The sequence below is a fragment of the Cupriavidus phytorum genome (assembly GCF_003254285.1).
In the GTDB taxonomy this organism is placed as follows: domain Bacteria; phylum Pseudomonadota; class Gammaproteobacteria; order Burkholderiales; family Burkholderiaceae; genus Cupriavidus; species Cupriavidus phytorum.
Window position 1 is genome coordinate 251107 of the sequence record NZ_QKZN01000008.1, and the last position, 19555, is coordinate 270661.

Genomic DNA, 19555 nt, shown 5'->3' on the forward strand with positions numbered 1-19555 from the left:
CGATGCCGAGCATGCCGCGCCTGTCAGGCTTTCGCGTTGAAGTGGACCTACGCTGCAGACGGCTGACGCGCTGGGCCCTCGCGCTGCTGCTGGCGCTGGCCGCCGTGCTGTGGCTGCCGCGTGCCGCGCAGGCACAGGTCATCGAGGCCACCGAGGCCCGCGTCGAATACCAGGACGGCGGCTTCGAGCTTGCCGCCAGCTTCGACTTCGACCTGCCGCCCGCGCTCGAGGACGCGCTGCACAAGGGCATCTCGCTGTATTTCGCGGTCGACTTCCAGCTGTCGCGCTCGCGCTGGTACTGGTTCGACGACAAGCCGGTCAACACCACCCGCAGCGTGCGGCTGTCGTACCAGCCGTTGACGCGCCAGTACCGCATCTCCACCGGCGGCCTGCAGCTGCCGTTCACGCGGCTGAAGAGCGCACTGCAGTTTATCCAGCGCGTGCGCGGCTGGCGCGTGTTCGAGCGCAACGCGGTCAAGCCCGGCGAGACCTACAACGCCGAAGTGCGCATGCGGCTGGACCTGTCACAATTGCCCAAGCCGTTCCAGATCAATGCCGTCAACACGCGCGACTGGAACCTGGCGTCCGACTGGCGGCGCTTCACCTACACCGTGCCGACCGACCTGAGCACGCCGCCCGCGCCGCCGCCGCAGCCACCGGCACCGCCACCCGCAATGCCTGCATCGCCCGCATCGCCCGCACTTCCGGCCTCGCCGACCCTGCCCGCGCCCGCACCGTCTCCGGCCTCGATGCCTGCCGCGGCCAATGAGCGCGGCCTGATGGAAGGACGCGGCCTGTATCTGCAGGCCGCGTCGTACGCGCTGTCGCCGGCGATGCTGGCGCAGCCCGCGCCGAGCCAGCCATGAGCAGCCCGTTGTGGGACAGCCGGTTCCGGCGCGTGCTGTACCGCGTCGTGGCCGGCATCATCGTGTTCCTGGCGCTGGTGCTGGTGGGCCTGCTGGCCGGCGCCTCGGCCAATACCGAATTCTTCGATCGCTATTTCACGCTGCTGTTCAAGGTGAACCTGGTGATCGGCGCGCTGCTGGTGCTGACCGTCGGCGCGCTCGCGGTCACGCTGTGGCTGCGCTATCGCCGCGGCAAGTTCGGCACGCGGCTGATGACCAAGCTCGCGGTGTTCTTCGGCGTGGTCGGCGTGCTGCCCGGCGTGCTGATCTACCTGGTGTCGCTGCAGTTTGTCTCGCGCAGCATCGAGTCCTGGTTCGACGTGCGCGTGGAAACCGCGCTCGAGGCCGGACTGAACCTGGGGCGCTCCACCATCGACAGCTCGCTGGCCGACCTGCAGGTCAAGGCCCGGCTGATGTCCGAGCAGCTGGCCGGCGCTTCGGGCGTGGCCACTTCGCTGCAGCTGAACCGGCTGCGCGAGCAGTACGGCGTGCAGGAAGCCGCCATCTTCACCGGCAGCGGCCGCGTGCTGGCATCCGCTTCCAGCAACTATGCCTCGCTGGTGCCGGACCTGCCTTCCGGCGTGCTGGCGGAACAGGCGCGGCTGGCCGGTGGCTATGCCGCGGTGGAGGGCGGCACCGATCCGTCGAGCGATATCGGCCAGGCTGCCGAGCGTGTCGACAGCAGCCACCTGTATCGCCTGCGCGTGATCATTCCGCTGGGCGCGGCACCGGGACCCGCGCAGGATTCGGTCGGCGCCGCCAGCGCGCCGCGTGCGCTGTCGCGCTCGCCGCGCTGGGCCGGCTCGGGCCTGTCGGTGGAGCGCAGCCCGGAAGACTCGCCGTCGAGCGGCTTCGGCCTGGTCGGCGAGACCGTGCGCGAAGAGCGCTACCTGCAGGTGCTGCACCCGGTGCCGGCCGTGCTCGCGCGCAATGCCGACGAGGTCCAGCGCGCGTACCAGGAGTACCAGGAGAAGGCACTCGGCCGCACCGGCCTGCGCAAGATGTATATCGGCACGCTGACGCTGACGCTGTTCCTGGCGGTGTTTATCGCGGTGATGCTGGCGCTGCTGCTCGGCGGCCAGCTGGCGCGGCCGCTGCTGATGCTGCTGCAGGGAACCAAGGAAGTCGCAGAGGGCGATCTGTCGCCCAAGCGCGAGCTGAAGAGCCGCGACGAGCTGGGCATGCTGACGCAGCAGTTCAACCAGATGACGCGCCAGCTGGCCGAGGCGCGCCTGGCGGTGGAGGAAAACCGCGCCGCGCTGGAGCAGTCGAAGGCCTACCTCGAAAGCGTGCTGCAGAACCTCACCGCGGGCGTGCTGGTGTTCGACCGCCGCTTCGTGCTGATCACCGCCAACCCCGGCGCCGAACGCATCTTCCGCCAGCCCTTCGGCGCGGTGATGGGCCTGCCGATGGAACAAATCCCCGGCATGGGCACGTTCGGCGAGATCGTGCGGCAAGCCTTCTCGGACCAGAACACCAGCGAGGTGCTGGGCGGCGCCGAGCACTGGCAGAAGCAGATCGAGCTGCCGCAGGGCGAGGAGCAGCCGCTGACGCTGCTGGTGCGCGGCGCGCGCCTGCCCGGCGGCGAGCGTGACGAGCCCGGCTATGTGATCGTCTTCGACGATATTTCCGATGTGATTTCCGCTCAACGCTCGGTAGCGTGGGGCGAGGTGGCACGGCGCCTGGCACACGAGATCAAGAATCCGCTCACGCCGATCCAGCTCTCGGCCGAGCGCCTGCAGATGAAGCTCTCGCCCAAGCTCGAGGGCACCGATGCCGACGTGCTCAAGCGCGGCGCCGCCACCATCGTCAACCAGGTAGCCGCGATGAAGCGCATGGTCGATGATTTCCGCGACTACGCGCGCACGCCGCCGGCGGTGCTGCAATCGCTGCAGCTCAACAGCCTGGTGGCCGAGGTGCTGCACCTGTACGGCATCGACGATCCGGCGGTACACGAGCACCCGGTGATCCATCCGACGCTGGGCAGTGCGCTGCCCGATATCAAGGGCGATCCCACGCAGCTGCGCCAGGTCATCCACAACCTGCTGCAGAACGCGCAGGACGCGGCCGCGGAGAACGTCGCGGCCGGTAGGGCGGCGCCCCATATCACTCTGCACACCGAGACTGTAGAATACAAAGATTCTGCCGGCGAGAACCGGCAGGCCGTCAAGCTCACCATTGCGGACAATGGTCCCGGTTTTGCACCACGCATCCTGAGCCGTGCGTTCGAGCCTTATGTGACCACCAAAGCCAAGGGCACGGGTCTCGGGCTCGCGATGGTAAAGAAGATCATTGACGAACACGGCGCGCGCATCGAACTGCGCAATCGCATGGAAGGTGCCGAGATCGTCGGTGCGCAGATCTCGATCCTGTTCGTTAAACTGGCATAGTCAACATTGGCGTCCGGTCCCGGAACGCTGCGGTGGGGTTAAGAGGGGAAGTATGGCAACCATCCTCGTAGTCGATGACGAAATGGGAATCCGGGAGCTGCTCTCGGAGATCCTCAGCGACGAAGGCCATGTGGTCGAACTCGCGGAAAACGCGCAACAGGCGCGCGATTACCGTGCGGCGGGCACGCCCGATCTCGTGCTGCTCGATATCTGGATGCCCGATACCGATGGCGTCACGCTGCTCAAGGAGTGGTCCGCGCAGGGACAGCTGACCATGCCCGTGATCATGATGTCGGGCCACGCCACCATCGATACCGCGGTCGAGGCCACCAAGATCGGCGCGCTCAATTTCCTGGAAAAGCCGATCGCGCTGCAGAAGCTGCTGTCCGCGGTGGAGCAGGGCCTGGCCCGCGGCATCGAACGCCCGCGCAGCACCACCACGGCCGCGGCCGCACCCGCGACCGCGCCGGCCGCGGAGCCCGGCACGGCCGCCGCCACGCCCGAGGCTATCGCCGAAGCCGCACCCAACGGCAGCCCGGCGCGCGTGCCCGAAGCCGAGATGCAGTTCTCGTTCGACATGCCGCTGCGCGAAGCGCGCGACCTGTTCGAGCGCGCCTATTTCGAGTACCACCTGCTGCGCGAACACGGCAGCATGACCCGCGTGGCCGAGAAGACCGGGCTGGAGCGTACCCACCTGTACCGCAAGCTCAAGCAGCTCGGCGTCGAACTGGGCCGCAACAAGCCGGAACCGGCCGAACACTGACGCAGTGCCCTACATGACGCTTGACTGGCCCTGAAAGACCCGTTATAGTTTCGCTTCTTTGGCCCGGTAGCTCAGTCGGTAGAGCAGAGGATTGAAAATCCTTGTGTCGGCGGTTCGATTCCGTCCCAGGCCACCAGAACAGGAAAAGCCCGGCTCTTGCAGCCGGGCTTTTTGCATTGGACGGCTCACGTCTGTGTGCATGCCATGCCGCCCGCACGTCGCCGACGCGACGCAACACCCAATCCAGAAGTAAAAATCTTCTACTTGGCAGCCGATCCATGTCTCTCTAGGATGCCCTGACGCGCTGCCACCAGGCGGGGCGGCCGGGCCGGCCAAGCCGCATTGCGATGCGCAGCCATAACGCGGATACCCCGGCCCCGGGGCCGATACTTTCTTACCGGGGGTTGGATGGACACACTGATCGGGACGGACAAGCACTGGCCGCCGCAGACCGCGGCCGGCGAGCGCGGCTTGTGGAAGAGCACCATGGCGGCGGCCAGCCAGGCGCTGGGGGCGGCAGGGCGGATGCAGCAGGCGGTGTCGCAGACCCTGAAGCTGCAGAACAAGATCCGCGCGCTGCGCGACGAGCTGCATCAGATGGAAGCCGAGCGCGATGTCTACCGCGAGCTGCACGCGCGCACGGTGGAAGAGCTGCACCAGGCCATCGACCGCAGCCCCGCCGAGATCAGGCGGCTGCGCGCCGAGACCGAATCCATGCAGGTGCGCCATCGCGCCTACAAGCTGCTGGTGCAGCACTACATGCGCATCGGCACGCCGATCGATCCCGCCGTGTTTGCCGAACAGCGCAGCCGCGTGCAGCAGCACATCCTGTTCCAGCGCCGCAAGGGCATCCCGGTGGCGAATATCGTGGTCGAGGATATTGCGTTCCTGTTGCGCTGAAGGGCGCTGATTCTGCCTTGAACGGCGCGATTCGAAACCCGGCGTCAGCACACAACATCGTCGGCGCGCATTGACGCGCCCCGGCCGCGGCGGAACACTGTCGCGACCGCGCGCGCAGCCGCTGCGCCGCGGCGTTGCCCTGCTCAGGGCAACGACCTGCCACCGTTCGAGGCGTCGTCTCAGGCGACGTTGTCCATCTTGTTGCTGCGCGCTGTCCCCACCGTTTCCGCTACTGGTCCTGATACAAGTCCACGGACGTGCCTTGCTTCCACCCATGCTTCGCGCCGCTGCGCCGGCGCAGCGCAGCGATGAGTACGCTGGCACGCCGCCTGGTGGCGGAAGGACTTGGCACTGCGCTGCTGGTAGCGATCGTGGTCGGCTCGGGCATTCGTGCCGAGCGCCTCGCCGCCGGCGATACCGCGCTCGCGCTGCTGGCCAATTCGCTCGCCACCGGCGCCGGGCTGGTGGCGTTGCTGGTATCGCTGGGGCCGGTCTCGGGCGGGCATTTCAACCCGGTGGTGAGCCTGTCGGCGCTGGTGCAGGGGGTGCTGGCGCCGCGCGATGCGCTGCGCTATGTGCTGGTGCAGCTGGCGGGCGGCGTCTGCGGCGTGCTCGCGGCGCATGCCATGTTCGGTGAGCCGGCACTGGCGTGGTCGGCGCAGAGCCGCACCGGCGCGTCGATGTGGTGGAGCGAGTTCGTGGCCACCTTCGGCCTGGTTGGCGTGGCCATCGGCACGCTGCGCAGCCGGCCGCAGCTGGTGCCGTTCGTGGTGGCCGGCTACATCACCGCGGGCTACTGGTTCACGTCGTCGACCTCGTTCGCCAACCCCGCGCTGACGTTGGCCTGCGCGCTGACCGATACCTTCACCGGAATCCGGCCGCAGGACGTGCCAGGTTTCGTGCTGGCGCAGATCGGCGGCGGACTGGCGGCCACGCTGCTGTTCCACTGGCTGTTTCGCAAACCCGCCGCGGTGGCACCGGCGCCGGTCAGCAGCCTGGGGGGCGTGACCAGCGGCGCAGCTACCAGCGCAACTACCAGCGCCGATTGAGCTGCACGCCGAAGATCGAGCCGCTCGGCTGCGATGCCCATGCGTCCGCCGGCGCGGTGTAGCCGATGCCATCCACATCGCTGGCGCGGCTGTAGGTGTAGAAAGCGCGCAGATTGGCATTGCCGGCCGACTTGCCCAGCGTCAGCGTCGGCGCCACCGTCAGCGCAGTGCGCTGCCCGCTGACGCCGAAGCCCGACGAGATCTGGTCGTGCGACACCTCGAAGTTCAGCCGGAACTGGCTGCTGGCGACGTACGCGGGACGCAGGCGCGTGGTGGTCCATTGCAGCGTGCCGACCGGCGAACGGTCGAACTGCAGGCTCTGCTCCACGGCACCGCTCAGCCCCCAGCGGCTCTTCCATTCGATCGAATCGGCCACGCGCGTGCGCGACAGCGACGGTCCCATGCCGGTATAGCCGGTCATGGCGTTGCGCGAACCCGAGCCGAACTGCACCCCCAGCCGGTTGGTGCCGAACAGCACGCCTTTCTGCTCGTGCAGCGCCGACGCCCACCACGCCCCGCCCGAGTCCTCCACCAGCGGCTGGGCTTCCACCCGCGTGAAACCGAGCTGGACCGAACCCTGTTCATTGGTGGGGATCGGCGCGGTGCGCAGCGAATGGTAGCTGGGCAGGTTCTGGCCGTTCTGGTCGGCGCGCGCGGTGTACTGGTAGCTCAGGCCGATATCGCCGATCAGCCTGGCGTTGTCGACGCCGAAGCGCATTGCCGTCGAATTGGGCGGCAGCAGCCCGGACGACATCAGGAACGGCGCGTTGTCGCGCCGGCCGGCCCACATGGTGGCGCCGTCCAGCACCGCCAGTCCGCTCACCGCCGTATAGAACTGCGGCACCAGCGCATAGGGATCGATCGCCGCCGGGCGGCCGTTGACGGTGGTGGCGTCCGTGCCGCGCGCCTGCGCGATCAGCATCACCTGGGCGCCGCCGTCGAGGTCCAGCACCGACTCGCGGATCCGGACCTCGCCCGCGCTGCGGCAGGCCAGCCCGCTGCCGATGCCGGTGGACAGCGCGCCGCCGGGGCAGGCGCGCATGGTGGACGGGCGATCCTCGACCGCGGCGCGGCCGCTGTAGCTCAGGCGCCACACGGACTCGCCTGCCGGATCATCGGCGGGCAGCTGGGAATGCAATACCGGCGGCGCATCCGACGGGGTGCCGGCGTCCGCGGCGCCTTGAGCCGGGGCAGGGGACGCCTCCGCCTGGAACTCGCCAAGCCTGGGCGGGAACAGCACCAGCGGCGGTGGCGGCGGGGCCGGGGGTTCGGGTGGGCCGACGAAGTCTGGATCGACCGGCGGCAGGGCCGAGGCGACGCTGGTGTCCGCCGAAGCGGGTACGGTGACGCTCGCCGCGGGCGCGGCTTCGCCGGCGATCAGCGCGGCGAGCGGATCCTCGGTGGTGGCGGGCAGGGGCGCTGGCGCTGTGTCGGCGGTCGCCGCTGCCACCGCTTGGGCTGGTGCCGCCGCTGACGCGGTGACGGTTGCCGGCACCGCCGGCCGCGGCGCGATGCGCGGCGGCTGCAAGGCCGCCGCGGCCTCGTCAGCGCCCGTCACCGGAGCGCCGCTCTGCGCGCATGCCGCCAGCCCCCAGGCGGCCAGCACGGCAAAGCCGACGCGGCGCAGCGGCACGCGGCGGCCTGCGCAAGCGCCAGGCGGCTTCAAGGGGAGTAGACGAGAACAAGCAGGCAATTGGTACGGCAACGGGGCGATTCAGCGGGCAACGACGATATCCGGCAGGCAGGGCTCCGGAGGCGGGACTGTTTTTTATCAGCCGAGACCATTTGACCGCAAGCCGGGTTACAAAATCCATCACACCGTGCGGCGTCTCACAATACGAAAAACAGCGGAAATGACGCAATCGACTAGCGAAAACCCGCACTTGCGCGGGGCCCCGTGCCGAAAGGGCCACCGCTATAATCGGCTGGCTTGTCTTTCGGGTAAGACAGCCCTCGGCCGTGGGCGCGTTCCAGCGTCCGGCATGCAGGGCACGCCGCCGTGCCCGTTCGCCACAGGCACTGCGCTGCGCAGGCCGCCGTACCCCGGCGGCCGGTGCGTCACGGTCCGGCGCGCGGCCTCATGCAAGCCGGCGCCCGCATCCGAATCAATATCTATAAGAGGAGAAGTGGAGATGGAACGTCGTTCCTTTCTGTTGAAAGCGTCGGCCGTGGCTGCCACCGGGGCACTGGCCGCGTGCGGCAAGGGTGAAGAGAAGGCAGCGCCTGTCGCCGCCAGCGGCCCGGCCGCGCCGGCCGTAGTGGGCAGCAACCCCGCCGTGGAATGGCGCCTGGCCTCGAGCTTTCCCAAGTCGCTCGACACCATCTACGGTGGTGCCGAGCTGCTGTCGGCCCGCGTCAAGGAACTGACCGACGGCAAATTCAACATCAAGGTCTTTGCCGCCGGTGAAATCGTGCCGGGCCTGCAGGTGCTGGACGCGGTGCAGAACAACACCGTGCAGATCGGCCACACCGCCGGCTACTACTACTTCGGCAAGAATCCGACGCTGTGCTTTGACACCACCATCCCGTTCGGCCTGACCGCACGCCAGCAGAACGCCTGGATGATGCAGGGCAACGGCATGAAGCTGATGCGCGAGTTCTTCAAGGAATACAACGTCGTCAACTTCCTGGGCGGCAACACCAACGCACAGATGGGCGGCTGGTTCCGCAAGGAAATCAAGACCGTGGCCGACCTGCAGGGCCTGAAGTACCGCATCGCCGGGTTTGCCGGCGTGGTGCTGTCGCGCCTGGGCGTGGTGCCGCAGCAGATTGCCGGCGGCGACATCTACCCCGCGCTGGAGAAGGGCACCATCGACGCGGCCGAGTGGGTGGGCCCGTACGATGACGAGAAGCTGGGCTTCTACAAGGTGGCGCCGTTCTACTACTACCCGGGCTGGTGGGAAGGCAGCGCGCAGCTGTCGTTCTACGCCTCGGCCAGCGAGTTCGAGAAGCTGCCGGCGCTGTACAAGCGCGCGCTGGAAACCGCCACCATCGAGGCGCATACCAACATGATGGCCAAGTACGACACGGTCAACCCGCAGGCGCTGGCGCGCCTGCTGGAAAACGGCGTCAAGCTGCGTCCGTTCTCCAAGGAGATCATGGAGGCCTGCTTCAAGGCGACCCAGGAGTCCTACGCCGACGAAACCGCGAAGAACCCGTCGTTCAAGAAGATCTACGACGACTGGCGCGTGTTCCGCAACAACCAGGCGGCCTGGTTCAACGTGGCCGAGCAGGGCTACGCCCAGTTCAGCTTCGCGCGCAAGCTGTAAGCCGCTTGGCGCCCGGGCAGCCGGGCCCGCCGCAAAACCCCATGGTCCTCCGGGAGCATGGGGTTTTTTGTTGGCGGCGGCCGCACGCGGTGCGCGCCGGCGGGGATGGCGCGGCCCCGGTAGAATCGCCGGCATCGATCGGAAAACCTTATGCAACTCGGCATTCTCTACGCCCTGCTGGCGTACCTCATCTGGGGCCTGCTCCCGCTCTATATCAAGTCGCTTCCCGGCATCGCCCCGATGGAGATCCTGCTGCACCGGATGGTGTGGTCGCTGGTCTTCCTGGGGCTGATCCTGGCCTGGCGCCGCCAGTGGGCGTGGCTGGGCCAGGTGGCCAGGGACCGGCGCCTGTTGCTGTCGTTTGCCGCCAGCGCGGCGTTGCTGTGCGCCAACTGGTTCCTCTATATCTGGGCGGTTTCGGCCAACCGCGTGGTAGACGCCAGCCTGGGGTATTTCATCAATCCGCTGTTCAGCGTGCTGCTCGGCGTGGTGTTCCTGCATGAGCGCCTGCGCCGGGTGCAATGGCTGGCGATCGCGGTGGCGGCCGCCGGCGTGGCCTGGCTGACGGTGGCGGCGGGGCAGCTGCCGTGGATCGCGCTGGGTCTGGCCGCCAGCTTTGGCGGTTACGGGCTGCTGCGCAAGACCGGTGCGCTGGGCGCGCTGGAAGGGCTGTCGCTGGAAACGCTGCTGCTGTTTCCGCTCGCCGCGGCGGCGCTGGGCTGGCTGTTCACCACCGGCCAGGACAGCTTTACCCACGCAGCGCCGGGTACGCGGTGGCTGCTGTTGCTGGCCGGGCCGGTGACGGCGGTGCCGCTGCTGTTCTTTGCCGCCGGCGCGCGGCGCATTCCGCTGTCGCTGCTGGGCCTGCTGCAGTACACCGGTCCGACGCTGCAACTGCTGCTGGGCGTGTGGCTGTGGCACGAGCCGTTCCCGGCGCAGAAGCAGGTGGGCTACGCGCTGATCTGGCTGTCGCTGGCCTTGTATGCGGCCGAAGGGCTGTGGATGAATGCACGGCAGAAGCCCGCCGGCATCCAATCGATCAATGAGACGACTTGAAAATCGACATCAGTCATTCATCCAGCTGATAATTCTCATATAGCCGTTCCGCTGCCCCCATGTCCGCCCCGCCTGACGCCAGTGCCGCGGTCCAGCGCAAGATCATCCATTGCGACTGCGACTGCTTCTACGCCTCGGTCGAAATGCGCGACGACCCGTCGCTGCGCGGCCGGCCGATGGCCGTGGGCGGCGCGCCTGACCGGCGCGGGGTGATCGCCACCTGCAATTACGAGGCGCGCGCCTATGGCGTGCGTTCGGCGATGGCGTCGGCGCAGGCGCTCAAGCGCTGCCCGGACCTGCTGATCGTGCGTCCCGCGATGGACAAGTACCGCGAGGTCTCGCGCCGCATCTTCGCGATCTACCGCGAATACACCGCGCTGGTCGAGCCGCTGTCGCTGGACGAGGCTTACCTCGATGTCAGCTTGTGCACGCACCATGCCGGCAGCGCCACCCGCATCGCCGAAGAGATCCGCCAGCGCGTGCGCGAGGAGGTCGGAGTCACCGTGTCGGCCGGCGTCGGCCCCAGCAAGTTCGTCGCCAAGATCGCCAGCGACTGGAACAAGCCCGACGGCCTGTTCGTGGTCAGGCCGGCCGCGGTCGATGCCTTTGTCGCCGCGCTGCCGGTCGAGCGCATCCATGGCGTGGGCAAGGTCACCGCGGCCAAGCTGCGCCGGCTGGGGGCCGAGACCTGCGGCGATCTGCGGCCGTGGTCGCCGGACCGCCTGCAGCGCGAGTTCGGCGTGTTCGGGGCGCGGCTGTACAAGCTGTGCCGCGGCGTCGACGAGCGCGCGGTCACGCCCGAGCGCGAGCGCAAGTCGATCAGCGTGGAAGAGACCTATGCCGACGACCTGCCCGACCTGCAGGCCTGCCTGGCCGAGCTGGAGCCGCTGATCGCCATGCTGGAGGCACGCATTGGGCGCGCCCAGGCGCACGACACCATCGACAAGCTCACGGTAAAGCTGCGCTTCTCGGACTTCCGGCAGACCACGGTGGAATGCCGCGGCCATGCCCCGGACCGCGGCGTCTATGCGCGGCTGCTGGCCGAGGGCCATGCGCGCCGGGGCTTGCCGGTGCGGCTGCTTGGGGTTGGGGTGGGCACGAGCGACCGGGATACCGCGCAGCTGGAGTTGTTCGACTGACCGCCGGCTTATTTATGCGATTTATCAGCAATGACGTACTGAGCATACATCGATAAATCGCATCGATAAACCAGCTTACTGCAGGTCGTTGCGCATCACCAGCAGCCACGGCATATGCGAGTTGGTGACCCCGTCGAGCCGCCCCGAGTCGCCCAGCTCGATCTCTTCCATCGATACCGATTGCTGGACGTTGCCGCCGATGGCGCGCACCACACGCGCGGCCGGATCCACGGCGACCACGATGTCGCAATGCATCGGCGTGGTGCCGAAGCCGATCTCGGCGATGTCCTCGAGATAGCGGTCACGGCCGCGGCCGGCGCAGATGATGTCGCCGGGGCGCGGCATCGCCGGCACCGGCTCGATGCGGAACGCGGGGCGGGGCAGGATGCCGTCGCGGGCGTCGACCACGTACATCGAGTGCGACTGGCCGGTCAGGAACTGGCGCTCGTCCAGCCCCGCCTTGCGCAGCACCCATGACACGAAGACCGCCGACCAGGCCCAGGCGCCCTGCGTGACCTGCCTGCAGCTGGGCGTTTCGCCGACGATGCCCCAGTAGCGGCGCGCCAGCGTGCAGCCCAGCGGCGTGGCCTCCATGCCGGTGCCGTCCGGGAAGGACAGGCAGCTGGCTGCCGGCGGCGGATTGCCGTTGGTCTTGGACTCGGTATCGGTGGTGGCCACGGCGGGCGCCGCGGCGTCGGTGGGGGACGCCAGCGGCAGTTCGGGGGGCAATTCCGGCGCCGGCACCGGGCTGTAGGTCACGCAAGAGGTGTCATCGCGGCCCAGCCGCACCACCTGTCCACCCCAGCGGGCCCATTCCTGGGTGGCGATCTCGACGATGCGCTCGCGCGGCGTGGCGCCCGGGCTCGTCACCGGCCGCTCGGTATCCGGCAGCGCCCGCGCCTGCGGCCGGGCCGGTTCGATAACGGTGGTGCAGGCGCTCAGCAGCGCCAGCAACGCGGCCGCGCAGGCGGCGCGCAGCGGGGCGGGCGCCTGTGGAGAACACTGTGGAATCGGCTGTGGAAAGCGTTGTGCATAACGCTGTGGAGATCGGCGGCGCTGCGGACGGGCAAACATGTTGGCCCCACATGGCACGGCGCCCGGCATGGCGAATTCTGGCCAAGGCTGGACGCCTGTTGGAAGACTTGGCGCGCCATCGCCCAGGCGCTGAGCGGGCGATGCGGCAAATACTGCAGGATATTCAGATCACGACTGTGGATAACGTCCCCCGCCTGGCGCGCGCCTGCGCCCTCGGGCACCGGGGCGGCGGCATGGCGGGGTCAGGCAATGCCGGGCTCTGCAGTGCAGCCCGTCAGGATCACTGGTTGACAGCGTCCTTGAACTTCTGGCCAGCCTTGAACTTCACGGTCTTGGCGGCTTCGACCTTGATTTCTTCACCGGTACGCGGGTTGCGCGCCATGCGCTCGCCACGCTCGCCCTTGCTGAACGTGCCAAAGCCGATGAGGCTCAGCGTGTCACCCTTGGCCACTGCGTCCATGATGGCCGACAGGGTCACGTTCAGTGCCTGTTCCGCCTTGGCCTTGGTCAGACCGTCCACCCCGGCTGCGATAGCGTCGATCAGTTCGGTTTTCGTCATGCTTCACTCCGTATCGAGTTGATAAAACACAGGCGTCCGCGACCGGGCGGCCAGGCTGGCACCGCTCCGGCAAAGACGCCGCGGGCCACATGATACCGTGTCGGACAAGGCGCACCGGGAACAGATTGTTACCTGGCAGTTTCCGCGAGGCCGCGCCAGCACGGGGCTGGAGGCAAATCGAGCTTGCGGGAAGGGGGCTGCCGTAGGCGGCATAGCGGCGTAAATGGCAACTGCGCGGTAACTGCGCGGTAACTGCGCGGCAGATGCCGAAGGTCACGGGACGTGGCTGCCGCGATCGATGCAGCACGGTATACCCGCATGCCAGGCACCTTCAGAAGGCCGCTGACAGCCTCGAGATCCGCTGCGAGGGTCCGGGCACCCCTGGAGCTCCTGAACGGACTGGAGGCGCTGTACGGGCTGCAACGCATCCAACTGCACTATGGTGCATGCCCCAGACCGAGCTACCGCCGGCCTTGCCCGGCGTTATTCGGCCCATGCATGGGCCCCTCGGGTACCGCACCGAACCGTGATGAGCTGGCATCCGCGTATACCGCCGATTGCGGCCTTGCCGCCCGGTATACGTCGCGGGGTATACGTCACCGGTATACGCACCGCCCGAACGGGCAAACAGAAAGTCTCTCGCAAACCCGCCGTTTACGCCTGTCGCCTTTCGGACGAGGCCTCGGGCCTGGGCTCGTTCTTTCGGTTTACCTTTTTCTTTCATGTATACAAATAGTAGTAGTAGGTAAACACCCGCAGCCGCTGTGGAAAACCCCGTAAACATCTTTGCCTTCAAGGGTTTACGTAAACGAGAAGTGGTCTCATCGAATGTTGGCCGAAGTGGAAGACTCCACCCAATGGATGAGGTGCGAGCTGAACCCCCTCCGACTTATGCCCGAGGCATCCCCATGCCAGCCCCAGGCGGCCCACACCCAATCCGCGTGCTTGTCCACAGATCGGGCCAGGGTTATCCACACGCGGGGCGGTAAACGGCGCGGCGTATACCGGGTGCGGCGACTCGGCGGGGGAGGGGATGTATACGTCGTTCGTGCCGGCTGCAGCCAAGAACGGCAGCGTTGCCACGTATACGTGTCGCGGTCGCCCCGGTATCATCCCCGATCGCGCCGGGCGGCCGGCACCGGCCACCACCCAGGCACAACAGGCGAAAGCACGGAAAGGCAAATGGCGGACAAGGCAAAGCGCAAGGCAGCGGGCGAGGGCAGCAAGAAAACGGCGAGCGACCGGATCGAGGTGCGCCAGTCAGGCGTGCACGGCAAGGGCGTCTATGCCATCGCGCCGATTGCCGAGGGCGAGCGCGTGATCGAGTACAAGGGCGAGCACATATCGTGGAAGAAGGCGCTGGAGCGCCATCCGCACGATCCCAGCGATCCCAACCACACCTTCTACTTCAGCCTGGACGACGGCAGCGTCATCGACGCCAAGTACGGCGGCAACCGCGCGCGCTGGATCAACCACGCCTGCGAGCCCAACTGCGAGGCGCGCGAAAAGAAGGGCCGCGTCTTTATCCACGCGCTGCGCGACATTGCCCAGGGCGAGGAGCTGTTCTATGACTACGGCCTGGTGATCGACGCGCGCTATACCGCCAAGCTGAAGAAGGAATTCGAGTGCCGCTGCGGCAGCCCGCAATGCCGCGGCACCATGCTGGCGCCGAAGGAAAAGAAAAAGAAGGCCAAATAAGGCCGCCGCCCGCGCAGCAGCGGGTTCAGGCCACCGACCCTGCCGGCTCGCAGGGGATCCGGATCACGAAGCGCATCACCGCGCGCCGCTCGGGCGTGCTGTCCGTGGCGGAAGGTTGAGTCGCCGCGCCTGGCGCTGGCGGCACGTCCTCGATGCGGATGGTGCCGTGGTGCAGGGTCACGATCTCATGCACTATGGCCAGCCCCAGGCCGGCTCCGCCCGCCTGGTCGGCGCGGCCGCCGCCGGGCTCCGGGGCGCGGTCGCCGCGGAAGAAGCGCTTGAATACTTCCTCGCGCCGCTGCGGCGGGATGCCGGGGCCGTTGTCTTCCACCATTACCACCGCCATGCCGCGGTGGCCCATGGCCTCGCCGCCGGCGCGCACCGTGATGCGCCCGCCCGACGGCACGTATTTCACCGCATTGTCGATCAGGTTGGACAGCGCCTCGCGCATCAGCAGCCGGTTGCCGCGCACCACCGCCGGCGCGCTGCCGGTGAAGGTGGGGCCGGGCAGGATCTCGAAGCCCAGGTCGATGCGTCGCGCCAGCGCCTGCGGCACCCATTCGGCGCCGATCTCGAAGGCCAGCTCGGCCAGGTCGAAGTGTTCCACCGGGCCCAGCCGTTCCAGCGACAGCCCGGGCTCGGCCCGCGCCAGCGACAGCAGCTGGTTGGACAGCCGCACCGCGCGGTCGGCCGCGGTCTGCACTTCGCGCAGCGCATGGCGGGCCACTTCCAGCGAATCGGCGGTCTGGGCCCGGTCGGCATGCAGCTTGACCGCGGTCAGCGGCGTGCGCAACTGGTGCGCGGCATCGGCAATGAACTTGCGCTGCGCGTCGAGCGCGTCGCGCAGCCGCGCCAGCAGCGCGTTCAGGCCGCGGATCAGCGGCGCCACCTCGGCCGGCACCTGGGTTTCGTCCAGCGCCGCCAGCGAGCGCGCGGTCTGGCGATTGAGCTTGTCGGCCAGGATCTGCAGCGGCACCAGCTCTTCCTTGAGCACGTGCGACAGGATCAGGCTGCCGACCAGCAGCAGCAGGATCAGCGGCACCGACACCGACAGCAGGATCTCGTTGGCGGCGGTCTCGCGCCGGTCCAGCAGTTCCGCCACTTCCACCACGATGGGCCCGCGCGCCGGCTTGCCGGCCTCGCTGGTACCCAGCTCGTCGACCGCGGCGCTGGGCAGCATCACCGGCAGGCGCACCGCGCGCACCTGGCGTCCGCTGAACCAGGCGTAGAACAGCCGCGCATCGTGCAGCGTGGTCTGGCCGGTGCCGTAGCCCAGCCAGGTATCCATGCCGCCGATCAACCCGTCCGGGCCGTGGATGCGCCAGTAGATGCGGTCGGTGCCCTCGGCCTCGACCAGCGTCTGCGCGATCATCGGGATGTCCTGCTCCAGCCGCGGGCCGGCGATGCGGATCTGCTGGGCGATATTGTTGGCCACCCCGTACAGCGCGCGGTCGAACACCTGCGTGGTGTAGTGCGCCGCCAGCCAGTAAGACAGCGAGCCGCTGGTCAGCACCAGCGCGAACAGCGGCGTGGCCAGCGCCCGCAGCAGGTGCACGCGCAGGCTGATATTGGAGCCGGGGCGGGCGGACTGGCGCGTCGATGCGGGCGCGGCGCCGCCGGGGTCAGCCGCGGCGGAAGCGGGAGGCACGTTGCGCGTTGCAATGCGCGAGGCGGTGCGCCAGGAGACTTGGGAGGAGGTGCGGGAGCGGGGCCACATTGCCGGTTGGGCCTGGGACAGCGCCGGGGATCAGGACCGTGCGCCGGGCGGCGCAAGCGGCAGGAGCGCTTTCATTGTCCGGCGCGGATCTGCAGCAGGTAGCCGAAGCCGCGCACGGTGACGATCTCGACGTCGCTGTCCTCGAGCTTTTTGCGCACGCGGTGCACGTAGACCTCGATCGCGGTGTCGCCGACGGTATCGCCGCCTTCGCCTGCGGGGTGGGCAAAGGTGGCCAGGTGGTCCTGCAACTGAGCCTTGCTGACCACGCGGCCCTGGCGTTGCAGCAGCAGCTCCAGCACCGCGAACTCGCGCGGCGACAGCTCCAGCGGGCGCGCGTCGATAAACATGCGGCGATCGTTGCCGGACAGCCGCAGCCGGCCCAGGCGCACGTCGCGCTCGGGCGCGGCCTCGCCGTGCTGGCTGCGGCGCAGCAGCACGCGCACGCGCGCTTCCAGCTCGGGCAGGGCGAAGGGTTTGATCAGGTAGTCGTCGGCGCCCGCGTTCAGGCCGGAGAGCTTGTCTTCGAGCTCGTCGCGCGCGGTCAGGATGATCACGGGGGTGGTGCGGTTGCGGGCTCGGTAGCGCGCCAGCAAGGTCATGCCGTCGATGCCGGGCAGGCCCAGGTCGAGGATGACCAGGTCGTGCTGCTCGCGCAGCAGGTGTTCGGTGGCATAGACGCCGTCGTGGACGACGCGTACCTGGTGGCCGGCGCGGGACAGGCCGGCTTCGACGCCGCTGGCAATCTGGCGGTCGTCCTCGATCAGCAGGATACGCATGGCGGCAGCTCGGGAAGGACGTTGGGCATGGCTGGCAGGCAGACAAACAGGGCAAGAGGCCCACGGCCCACACGGCGGCGCGGGCCTGCCGCAGATTGTACTAGGCGCCGCCCCACGCTTCCTTACGGTTAGCCTACAGCCGCCCGCCACGGCGGCCGCGCCATCAGTTGGTCACCGCGTCGGCGGCGCGCTCGATGAAGTGGGCCAGGTCGATGTCGCGCTGGGTCAGGCCGTTGGCGTCGTGCGTCGACAGCGTGATGTCGACCCGGTTGTAGACGTTGAACCATTCCGGGTGGTGGTCGGCCTTCTCGGCCTGGATCGCCACGCGCGTCATGAAGCCGAAGGCGGCGTTGAAGTCGTGGAAGGTAAAGCGCTTGAAGATCGCATCGCGGTCGGCGACGGTGGTCCAGCCGGGCAGTTCGGCGAGCAGCGTGGCACGGGCTTGCGGGGACAGAGGGGTCATGGTGGGCTCGATCTGGTTCTGGGAAAAAACGAGGGCCGCGCAGTGCGGACGATGCGCACCATGCGGACAGCCGGCCCGCCCGCGCCGGGGCGGCGGGCATGCCGGCATTGTTTCACAAAGCGGGGAATGGGGCAGGGCGGGGCAGGCCGCCCCGGGGTTGGCGCGCGGGAGCCGGATCAGATGTCTTCGGTATCGGCCCAGCCTTCACGGGTGCCGGCGTTGAGCACCTGGTCGCCTTCGGCGATGTCGCCCGCGCCCAGCGTCGGCTGCGCGCGCAGCGCTTCGTACAGCGGCGCGAAATCCGGGCGGGTGGCGTCGAACAATTGCTCGAAGCTGTCGATCACGAAGTAGGTCTTCTGGAAGGTGTCGATGCGGTAGCGCGTGCGCATGATGCGGCGCACGTCGAAGCCGATCCGGTTGGGGCTGGCCGAGTCCAGGCTGTAGATCGACTCGCCCTGGCTCGACACGATGCCGGCGCCGTAGATGCGCAGTCCCTGCTCGGTGCGGATCAGGCCAAACTCGACCGTGTACCAGTACAGGCGCGACAGCATGTCGAGCGCGCCCAGCCCGGCCGCCTTCAGGCCGCCCTTGCCGTAGGCCTCCATGTAGTCGGCAAACACCGGGTTGATCAGCAGCGGCACATGGCCGAACACGTCGTGGAAGCAGTCCGGCTCCTGCAGGTAGTCGAGCTGCTCGGGCTTGCGCATCCACCAGCTGGCCGGGAAGCGGCGGTTGGCCAGGTGGTCGAAGAAGACCTCGTCGGGCACCAGCCCGGGCACGGCCACGACCTGCCAGCCGGTGGCGCGCATCAGGGTCTCGTTGAGCTGGTCGAAGTCCGGCACGCGGTCCTTTTCCATGCCCAGCGTGGCCAGGCCCTGCAGGAATTCGTCGCTGACGCGGCCGCGCAGCATCTCGGCCTGGCGCTCGTACAGCTTGCGCCAGATCGCGTGGTCGATGCTGGTGTAGCGGTGCACGGGCTGGGCGATGGTGAAGTCCGGGCGCAGTTCCTGGCCCGACAGCAGGCCGGCGTCGAACTGTTCCTTGAGTTTGTCGGTCAGGGTGCCCTGGAAGGCGCCGGGGGCTTCGGTGGCCATGGCGATGGACATAGTGCTGGTGTCTCCTTGGAATGCGCGCTGGCTGCGTGGGCGCCAGCATGGATGCGGATTTACTGCGTAGTTTAGGCGCCGAATGCCGCAATCTGTCCGCATAGTCCGCTTGATTTCGATGGAGCATGCATATAATGCGCATTTATGGATTGAGATATGCGGGATTTGTGTATGGCCACCCATAGTGTTTCCCTCGATGCGTATGACCTGGCCTTGCTGAGCGCGCTGCAGGCCGACGGCCGCACCACGCACCAGCAGCTGGCCGAGCGCGTGCACCTGTCGCCCAGCCAGGTCGGGCGCCGGCTGGCGCGGCTGGAAGCCGACGGCGTCATCACCGGCTACCGCGTCAGCCTGTCGTCGCAGGCGCTCGGGCTGGGCGTGGTGGTCTTTGTCAGCGTCAAGCTGGCGCATCACGGCGACACCATCATCGAGCGCTTCCGCGAAGAGATCCTGCTGCTGGAAGAGGTGCAGGAGTGCTATTCCGTCGCCGGCGAGGCCGACTACCTGATCCGCGTGGTGGTGCCCGACCTGCCCACGCTGGCCGAATTCACCATGAAGCGGCTGATGCGCGTGCCGGGCGTGGAGAGCGTGCGTTCCAACATCGTGCTGACCGCGATCAAGTGCGAGGGACCGCTGCCGCTGTCGCACCTGCGCTGAAACGCTTGCCTCAGCACCTGGCCGGTGCGTGTCGGCCTTGCGCTCTTGTGGCGTGCGTGTCACCCTCGCCGGG

Annotated in this window: 17 protein-coding genes and 1 tRNA gene; 11 read left to right on the forward strand and 7 right to left on the reverse strand. The window is 68.1% G+C overall.

The window, feature by feature from the left end:
* The first annotated feature begins 2 nt into the window (after positions 1 to 2).
* The 6 genes from C7416_RS20870 to C7416_RS20895 all read left to right on the forward strand — a co-directional run bounded on the left by C7416_RS20870 (position 3) and on the right by C7416_RS20895 (position 6007).
* A complete protein-coding gene (locus tag C7416_RS20870; protein ID WP_111520682.1) occupies positions 3 to 866 on the forward strand; it encodes a DUF4390 domain-containing protein in 864 nt (287 codons plus the stop codon).
* A complete protein-coding gene (locus C7416_RS20875) occupies positions 863 to 3295 on the forward strand; it encodes a sensor histidine kinase (RefSeq protein ID WP_111520683.1) in 2433 nt (810 codons plus the stop codon). Before C7416_RS20870 ends, C7416_RS20875 begins: the two co-directional genes overlap by 4 nt.
* Positions 3296 to 3347: 52 nt before the next feature.
* Entirely contained in the window at positions 3348 to 4058 is a 711-nt protein-coding gene (locus C7416_RS20880) for a response regulator (protein ID WP_111520684.1), read from the forward strand.
* Between the two features lie 60 nt (positions 4059 to 4118).
* Positions 4119 to 4194: transfer RNA gene (locus C7416_RS20885), tRNA-Phe, on the forward strand.
* A gap of 272 nt (positions 4195 to 4466) precedes the next feature.
* Positions 4467 to 4958 carry a hypothetical protein gene (locus tag C7416_RS20890; protein ID WP_111520685.1) on the forward strand — a complete coding sequence of 164 codons (492 nt, stop codon included), beginning with the start codon at positions 4467 to 4469 and terminating at the stop codon, positions 4956 to 4958.
* Positions 4959 to 5266: 308 nt separating this feature from the next.
* Entirely contained in the window at positions 5267 to 6007 is a 741-nt protein-coding gene (locus C7416_RS20895; RefSeq protein WP_111520686.1) for an aquaporin, read from the forward strand.
* Here C7416_RS20895 and C7416_RS20900 read toward each other — a convergent pair.
* Positions 5991 to 7640 carry a carbohydrate porin gene (locus C7416_RS20900; protein WP_111520687.1) on the reverse strand — a complete coding sequence of 550 codons (1650 nt, stop codon included), beginning with the start codon at positions 7638 to 7640 and terminating at the stop codon, positions 5991 to 5993. The genes C7416_RS20895 and C7416_RS20900 overlap by 17 nt on opposite strands.
* Before the next feature lie 499 nt (positions 7641 to 8139).
* On the opposite strand from C7416_RS20900, the gene C7416_RS20905 reads away from it, so the two are divergent.
* The 3 genes from C7416_RS20905 (at position 8140) to dinB (ending at position 11471) form a co-directional block, all read left to right on the forward strand.
* Positions 8140 to 9276 carry a TRAP transporter substrate-binding protein gene (locus tag C7416_RS20905; RefSeq protein WP_018005015.1) on the forward strand — a complete coding sequence of 379 codons (1137 nt, stop codon included), beginning with the start codon at positions 8140 to 8142 and terminating at the stop codon, positions 9274 to 9276.
* 150 nt (positions 9277 to 9426) lie between these two features.
* A complete protein-coding gene (gene rarD / locus C7416_RS20910) occupies positions 9427 to 10332 on the forward strand; it encodes an EamA family transporter RarD (RefSeq protein WP_111520688.1) in 906 nt (301 codons plus the stop codon).
* A gap of 59 nt (positions 10333 to 10391) precedes the next feature.
* On the forward strand, positions 10392 to 11471 hold the full coding sequence (gene dinB, locus C7416_RS20915) for a DNA polymerase IV (RefSeq protein WP_111520689.1): 1080 nt from the start codon (positions 10392 to 10394) through the stop codon (positions 11469 to 11471).
* 75 nt (positions 11472 to 11546) lie between these two features.
* Here dinB and C7416_RS20920 read toward each other — a convergent pair whose 3' ends face one another.
* Both C7416_RS20920 and C7416_RS20925 read right to left on the reverse strand, forming a co-directional pair.
* Entirely contained in the window at positions 11547 to 12545 is a 999-nt protein-coding gene (locus tag C7416_RS20920) for a DUF2272 domain-containing protein (protein ID WP_111520690.1), read from the reverse strand.
* Between the two features lie 241 nt (positions 12546 to 12786).
* Positions 12787 to 13065, reverse strand: a complete 279-nt coding sequence (locus C7416_RS20925; RefSeq protein WP_012354324.1) for an HU family DNA-binding protein — start codon at positions 13063 to 13065, stop codon at positions 12787 to 12789.
* Between the two features lie 1182 nt (positions 13066 to 14247).
* Between C7416_RS20925 and C7416_RS20930 the strand changes: the two genes are divergently transcribed.
* Positions 14248 to 14763, forward strand: coding sequence for an SET domain-containing protein (locus C7416_RS20930; protein ID WP_012354323.1), 516 nt, complete (start codon positions 14248 to 14250; stop codon positions 14761 to 14763).
* Between the two features lie 25 nt (positions 14764 to 14788).
* Here C7416_RS20930 and C7416_RS20935 read toward each other — a convergent pair whose 3' ends face one another.
* From C7416_RS20935 to phhA, 4 genes are all read right to left on the reverse strand, one after another.
* A complete protein-coding gene (locus C7416_RS20935; protein WP_373424912.1) occupies positions 14789 to 16411 on the reverse strand; it encodes a sensor histidine kinase N-terminal domain-containing protein in 1623 nt (540 codons plus the stop codon).
* Positions 16412 to 16551: 140 nt separating this feature from the next.
* On the reverse strand, positions 16552 to 17256 hold the full coding sequence (locus C7416_RS20940) for a response regulator transcription factor (protein ID WP_012354320.1): 705 nt from the start codon (positions 17254 to 17256) through the stop codon (positions 16552 to 16554).
* Between the two features lie 163 nt (positions 17257 to 17419).
* On the reverse strand, positions 17420 to 17719 hold the full coding sequence (locus tag C7416_RS20945; protein ID WP_026164049.1) for a 4a-hydroxytetrahydrobiopterin dehydratase: 300 nt from the start codon (positions 17717 to 17719) through the stop codon (positions 17420 to 17422).
* Between the two features lie 176 nt (positions 17720 to 17895).
* Positions 17896 to 18825: a phenylalanine 4-monooxygenase gene (gene phhA, locus C7416_RS20950; RefSeq protein WP_111520693.1), complete on the reverse strand. Its 930-nt coding sequence runs from the start codon at positions 18823 to 18825 to the stop codon at positions 17896 to 17898.
* A 171-nt stretch (positions 18826 to 18996) separates the two neighbouring features.
* On the opposite strand from phhA, the gene C7416_RS20955 reads away from it, so the two are divergent.
* Complete coding sequence (locus tag C7416_RS20955; protein WP_111520694.1) at positions 18997 to 19482, forward strand: Lrp/AsnC family transcriptional regulator; 486 nt, start codon at positions 18997 to 18999, stop codon at positions 19480 to 19482.
* The last annotated feature ends 73 nt before the right edge of the window (positions 19483 to 19555 follow it).

What these genes read in the sequence shown, in the direction of transcription:
- C7416_RS20905 (WP_018005015.1), top strand. Translation starts at nt 8,140, where the DNA reads ATGGAACGTCGTTCCTTTCTGTTGAAAGCGTCGGCCGTGGCTGCCACC.
- C7416_RS20890 (WP_111520685.1), top strand. Translation starts at nt 4,467, where the DNA reads ATGGACACACTGATCGGGACGGACAAGCACTGGCCGCCGCAGACCGCG.
- C7416_RS20880 (WP_111520684.1), top strand. Translation starts at nt 3,348, where the DNA reads ATGGCAACCATCCTCGTAGTCGATGACGAAATGGGAATCCGGGAGCTG.
- C7416_RS20930 (WP_012354323.1), top strand. Translation starts at nt 14,248, where the DNA reads ATGGCGGACAAGGCAAAGCGCAAGGCAGCGGGCGAGGGCAGCAAGAAA.
- dinB (WP_111520689.1), top strand. Translation starts at nt 10,392, where the DNA reads ATGTCCGCCCCGCCTGACGCCAGTGCCGCGGTCCAGCGCAAGATCATC.
- C7416_RS20875 (WP_111520683.1), top strand. Translation starts at nt 863, where the DNA reads ATGAGCAGCCCGTTGTGGGACAGCCGGTTCCGGCGCGTGCTGTACCGC.
- C7416_RS20955 (WP_111520694.1), top strand. Translation starts at nt 18,997, where the DNA reads ATGGCCACCCATAGTGTTTCCCTCGATGCGTATGACCTGGCCTTGCTG.
- C7416_RS20920 (WP_111520690.1), bottom strand. Translation starts at nt 12,545, where the DNA reads ATGTTTGCCCGTCCGCAGCGCCGCCGATCTCCACAGCGTTATGCACAA.
- C7416_RS20945 (WP_026164049.1), bottom strand. Translation starts at nt 17,719, where the DNA reads ATGACCCCTCTGTCCCCGCAAGCCCGTGCCACGCTGCTCGCCGAACTG.
- C7416_RS20870 (WP_111520682.1), top strand. Translation starts at nt 3, where the DNA reads ATGCCGAGCATGCCGCGCCTGTCAGGCTTTCGCGTTGAAGTGGACCTA.
- C7416_RS20940 (WP_012354320.1), bottom strand. Translation starts at nt 17,256, where the DNA reads ATGCGTATCCTGCTGATCGAGGACGACCGCCAGATTGCCAGCGGCGTC.
- C7416_RS20925 (WP_012354324.1), bottom strand. Translation starts at nt 13,065, where the DNA reads ATGACGAAAACCGAACTGATCGACGCTATCGCAGCCGGGGTGGACGGT.
- rarD (WP_111520688.1), top strand. Translation starts at nt 9,427, where the DNA reads ATGCAACTCGGCATTCTCTACGCCCTGCTGGCGTACCTCATCTGGGGC.
- phhA (WP_111520693.1), bottom strand. Translation starts at nt 18,825, where the DNA reads ATGTCCATCGCCATGGCCACCGAAGCCCCCGGCGCCTTCCAGGGCACC.
- C7416_RS20895 (WP_111520686.1), top strand. Translation starts at nt 5,267, where the DNA reads ATGAGTACGCTGGCACGCCGCCTGGTGGCGGAAGGACTTGGCACTGCG.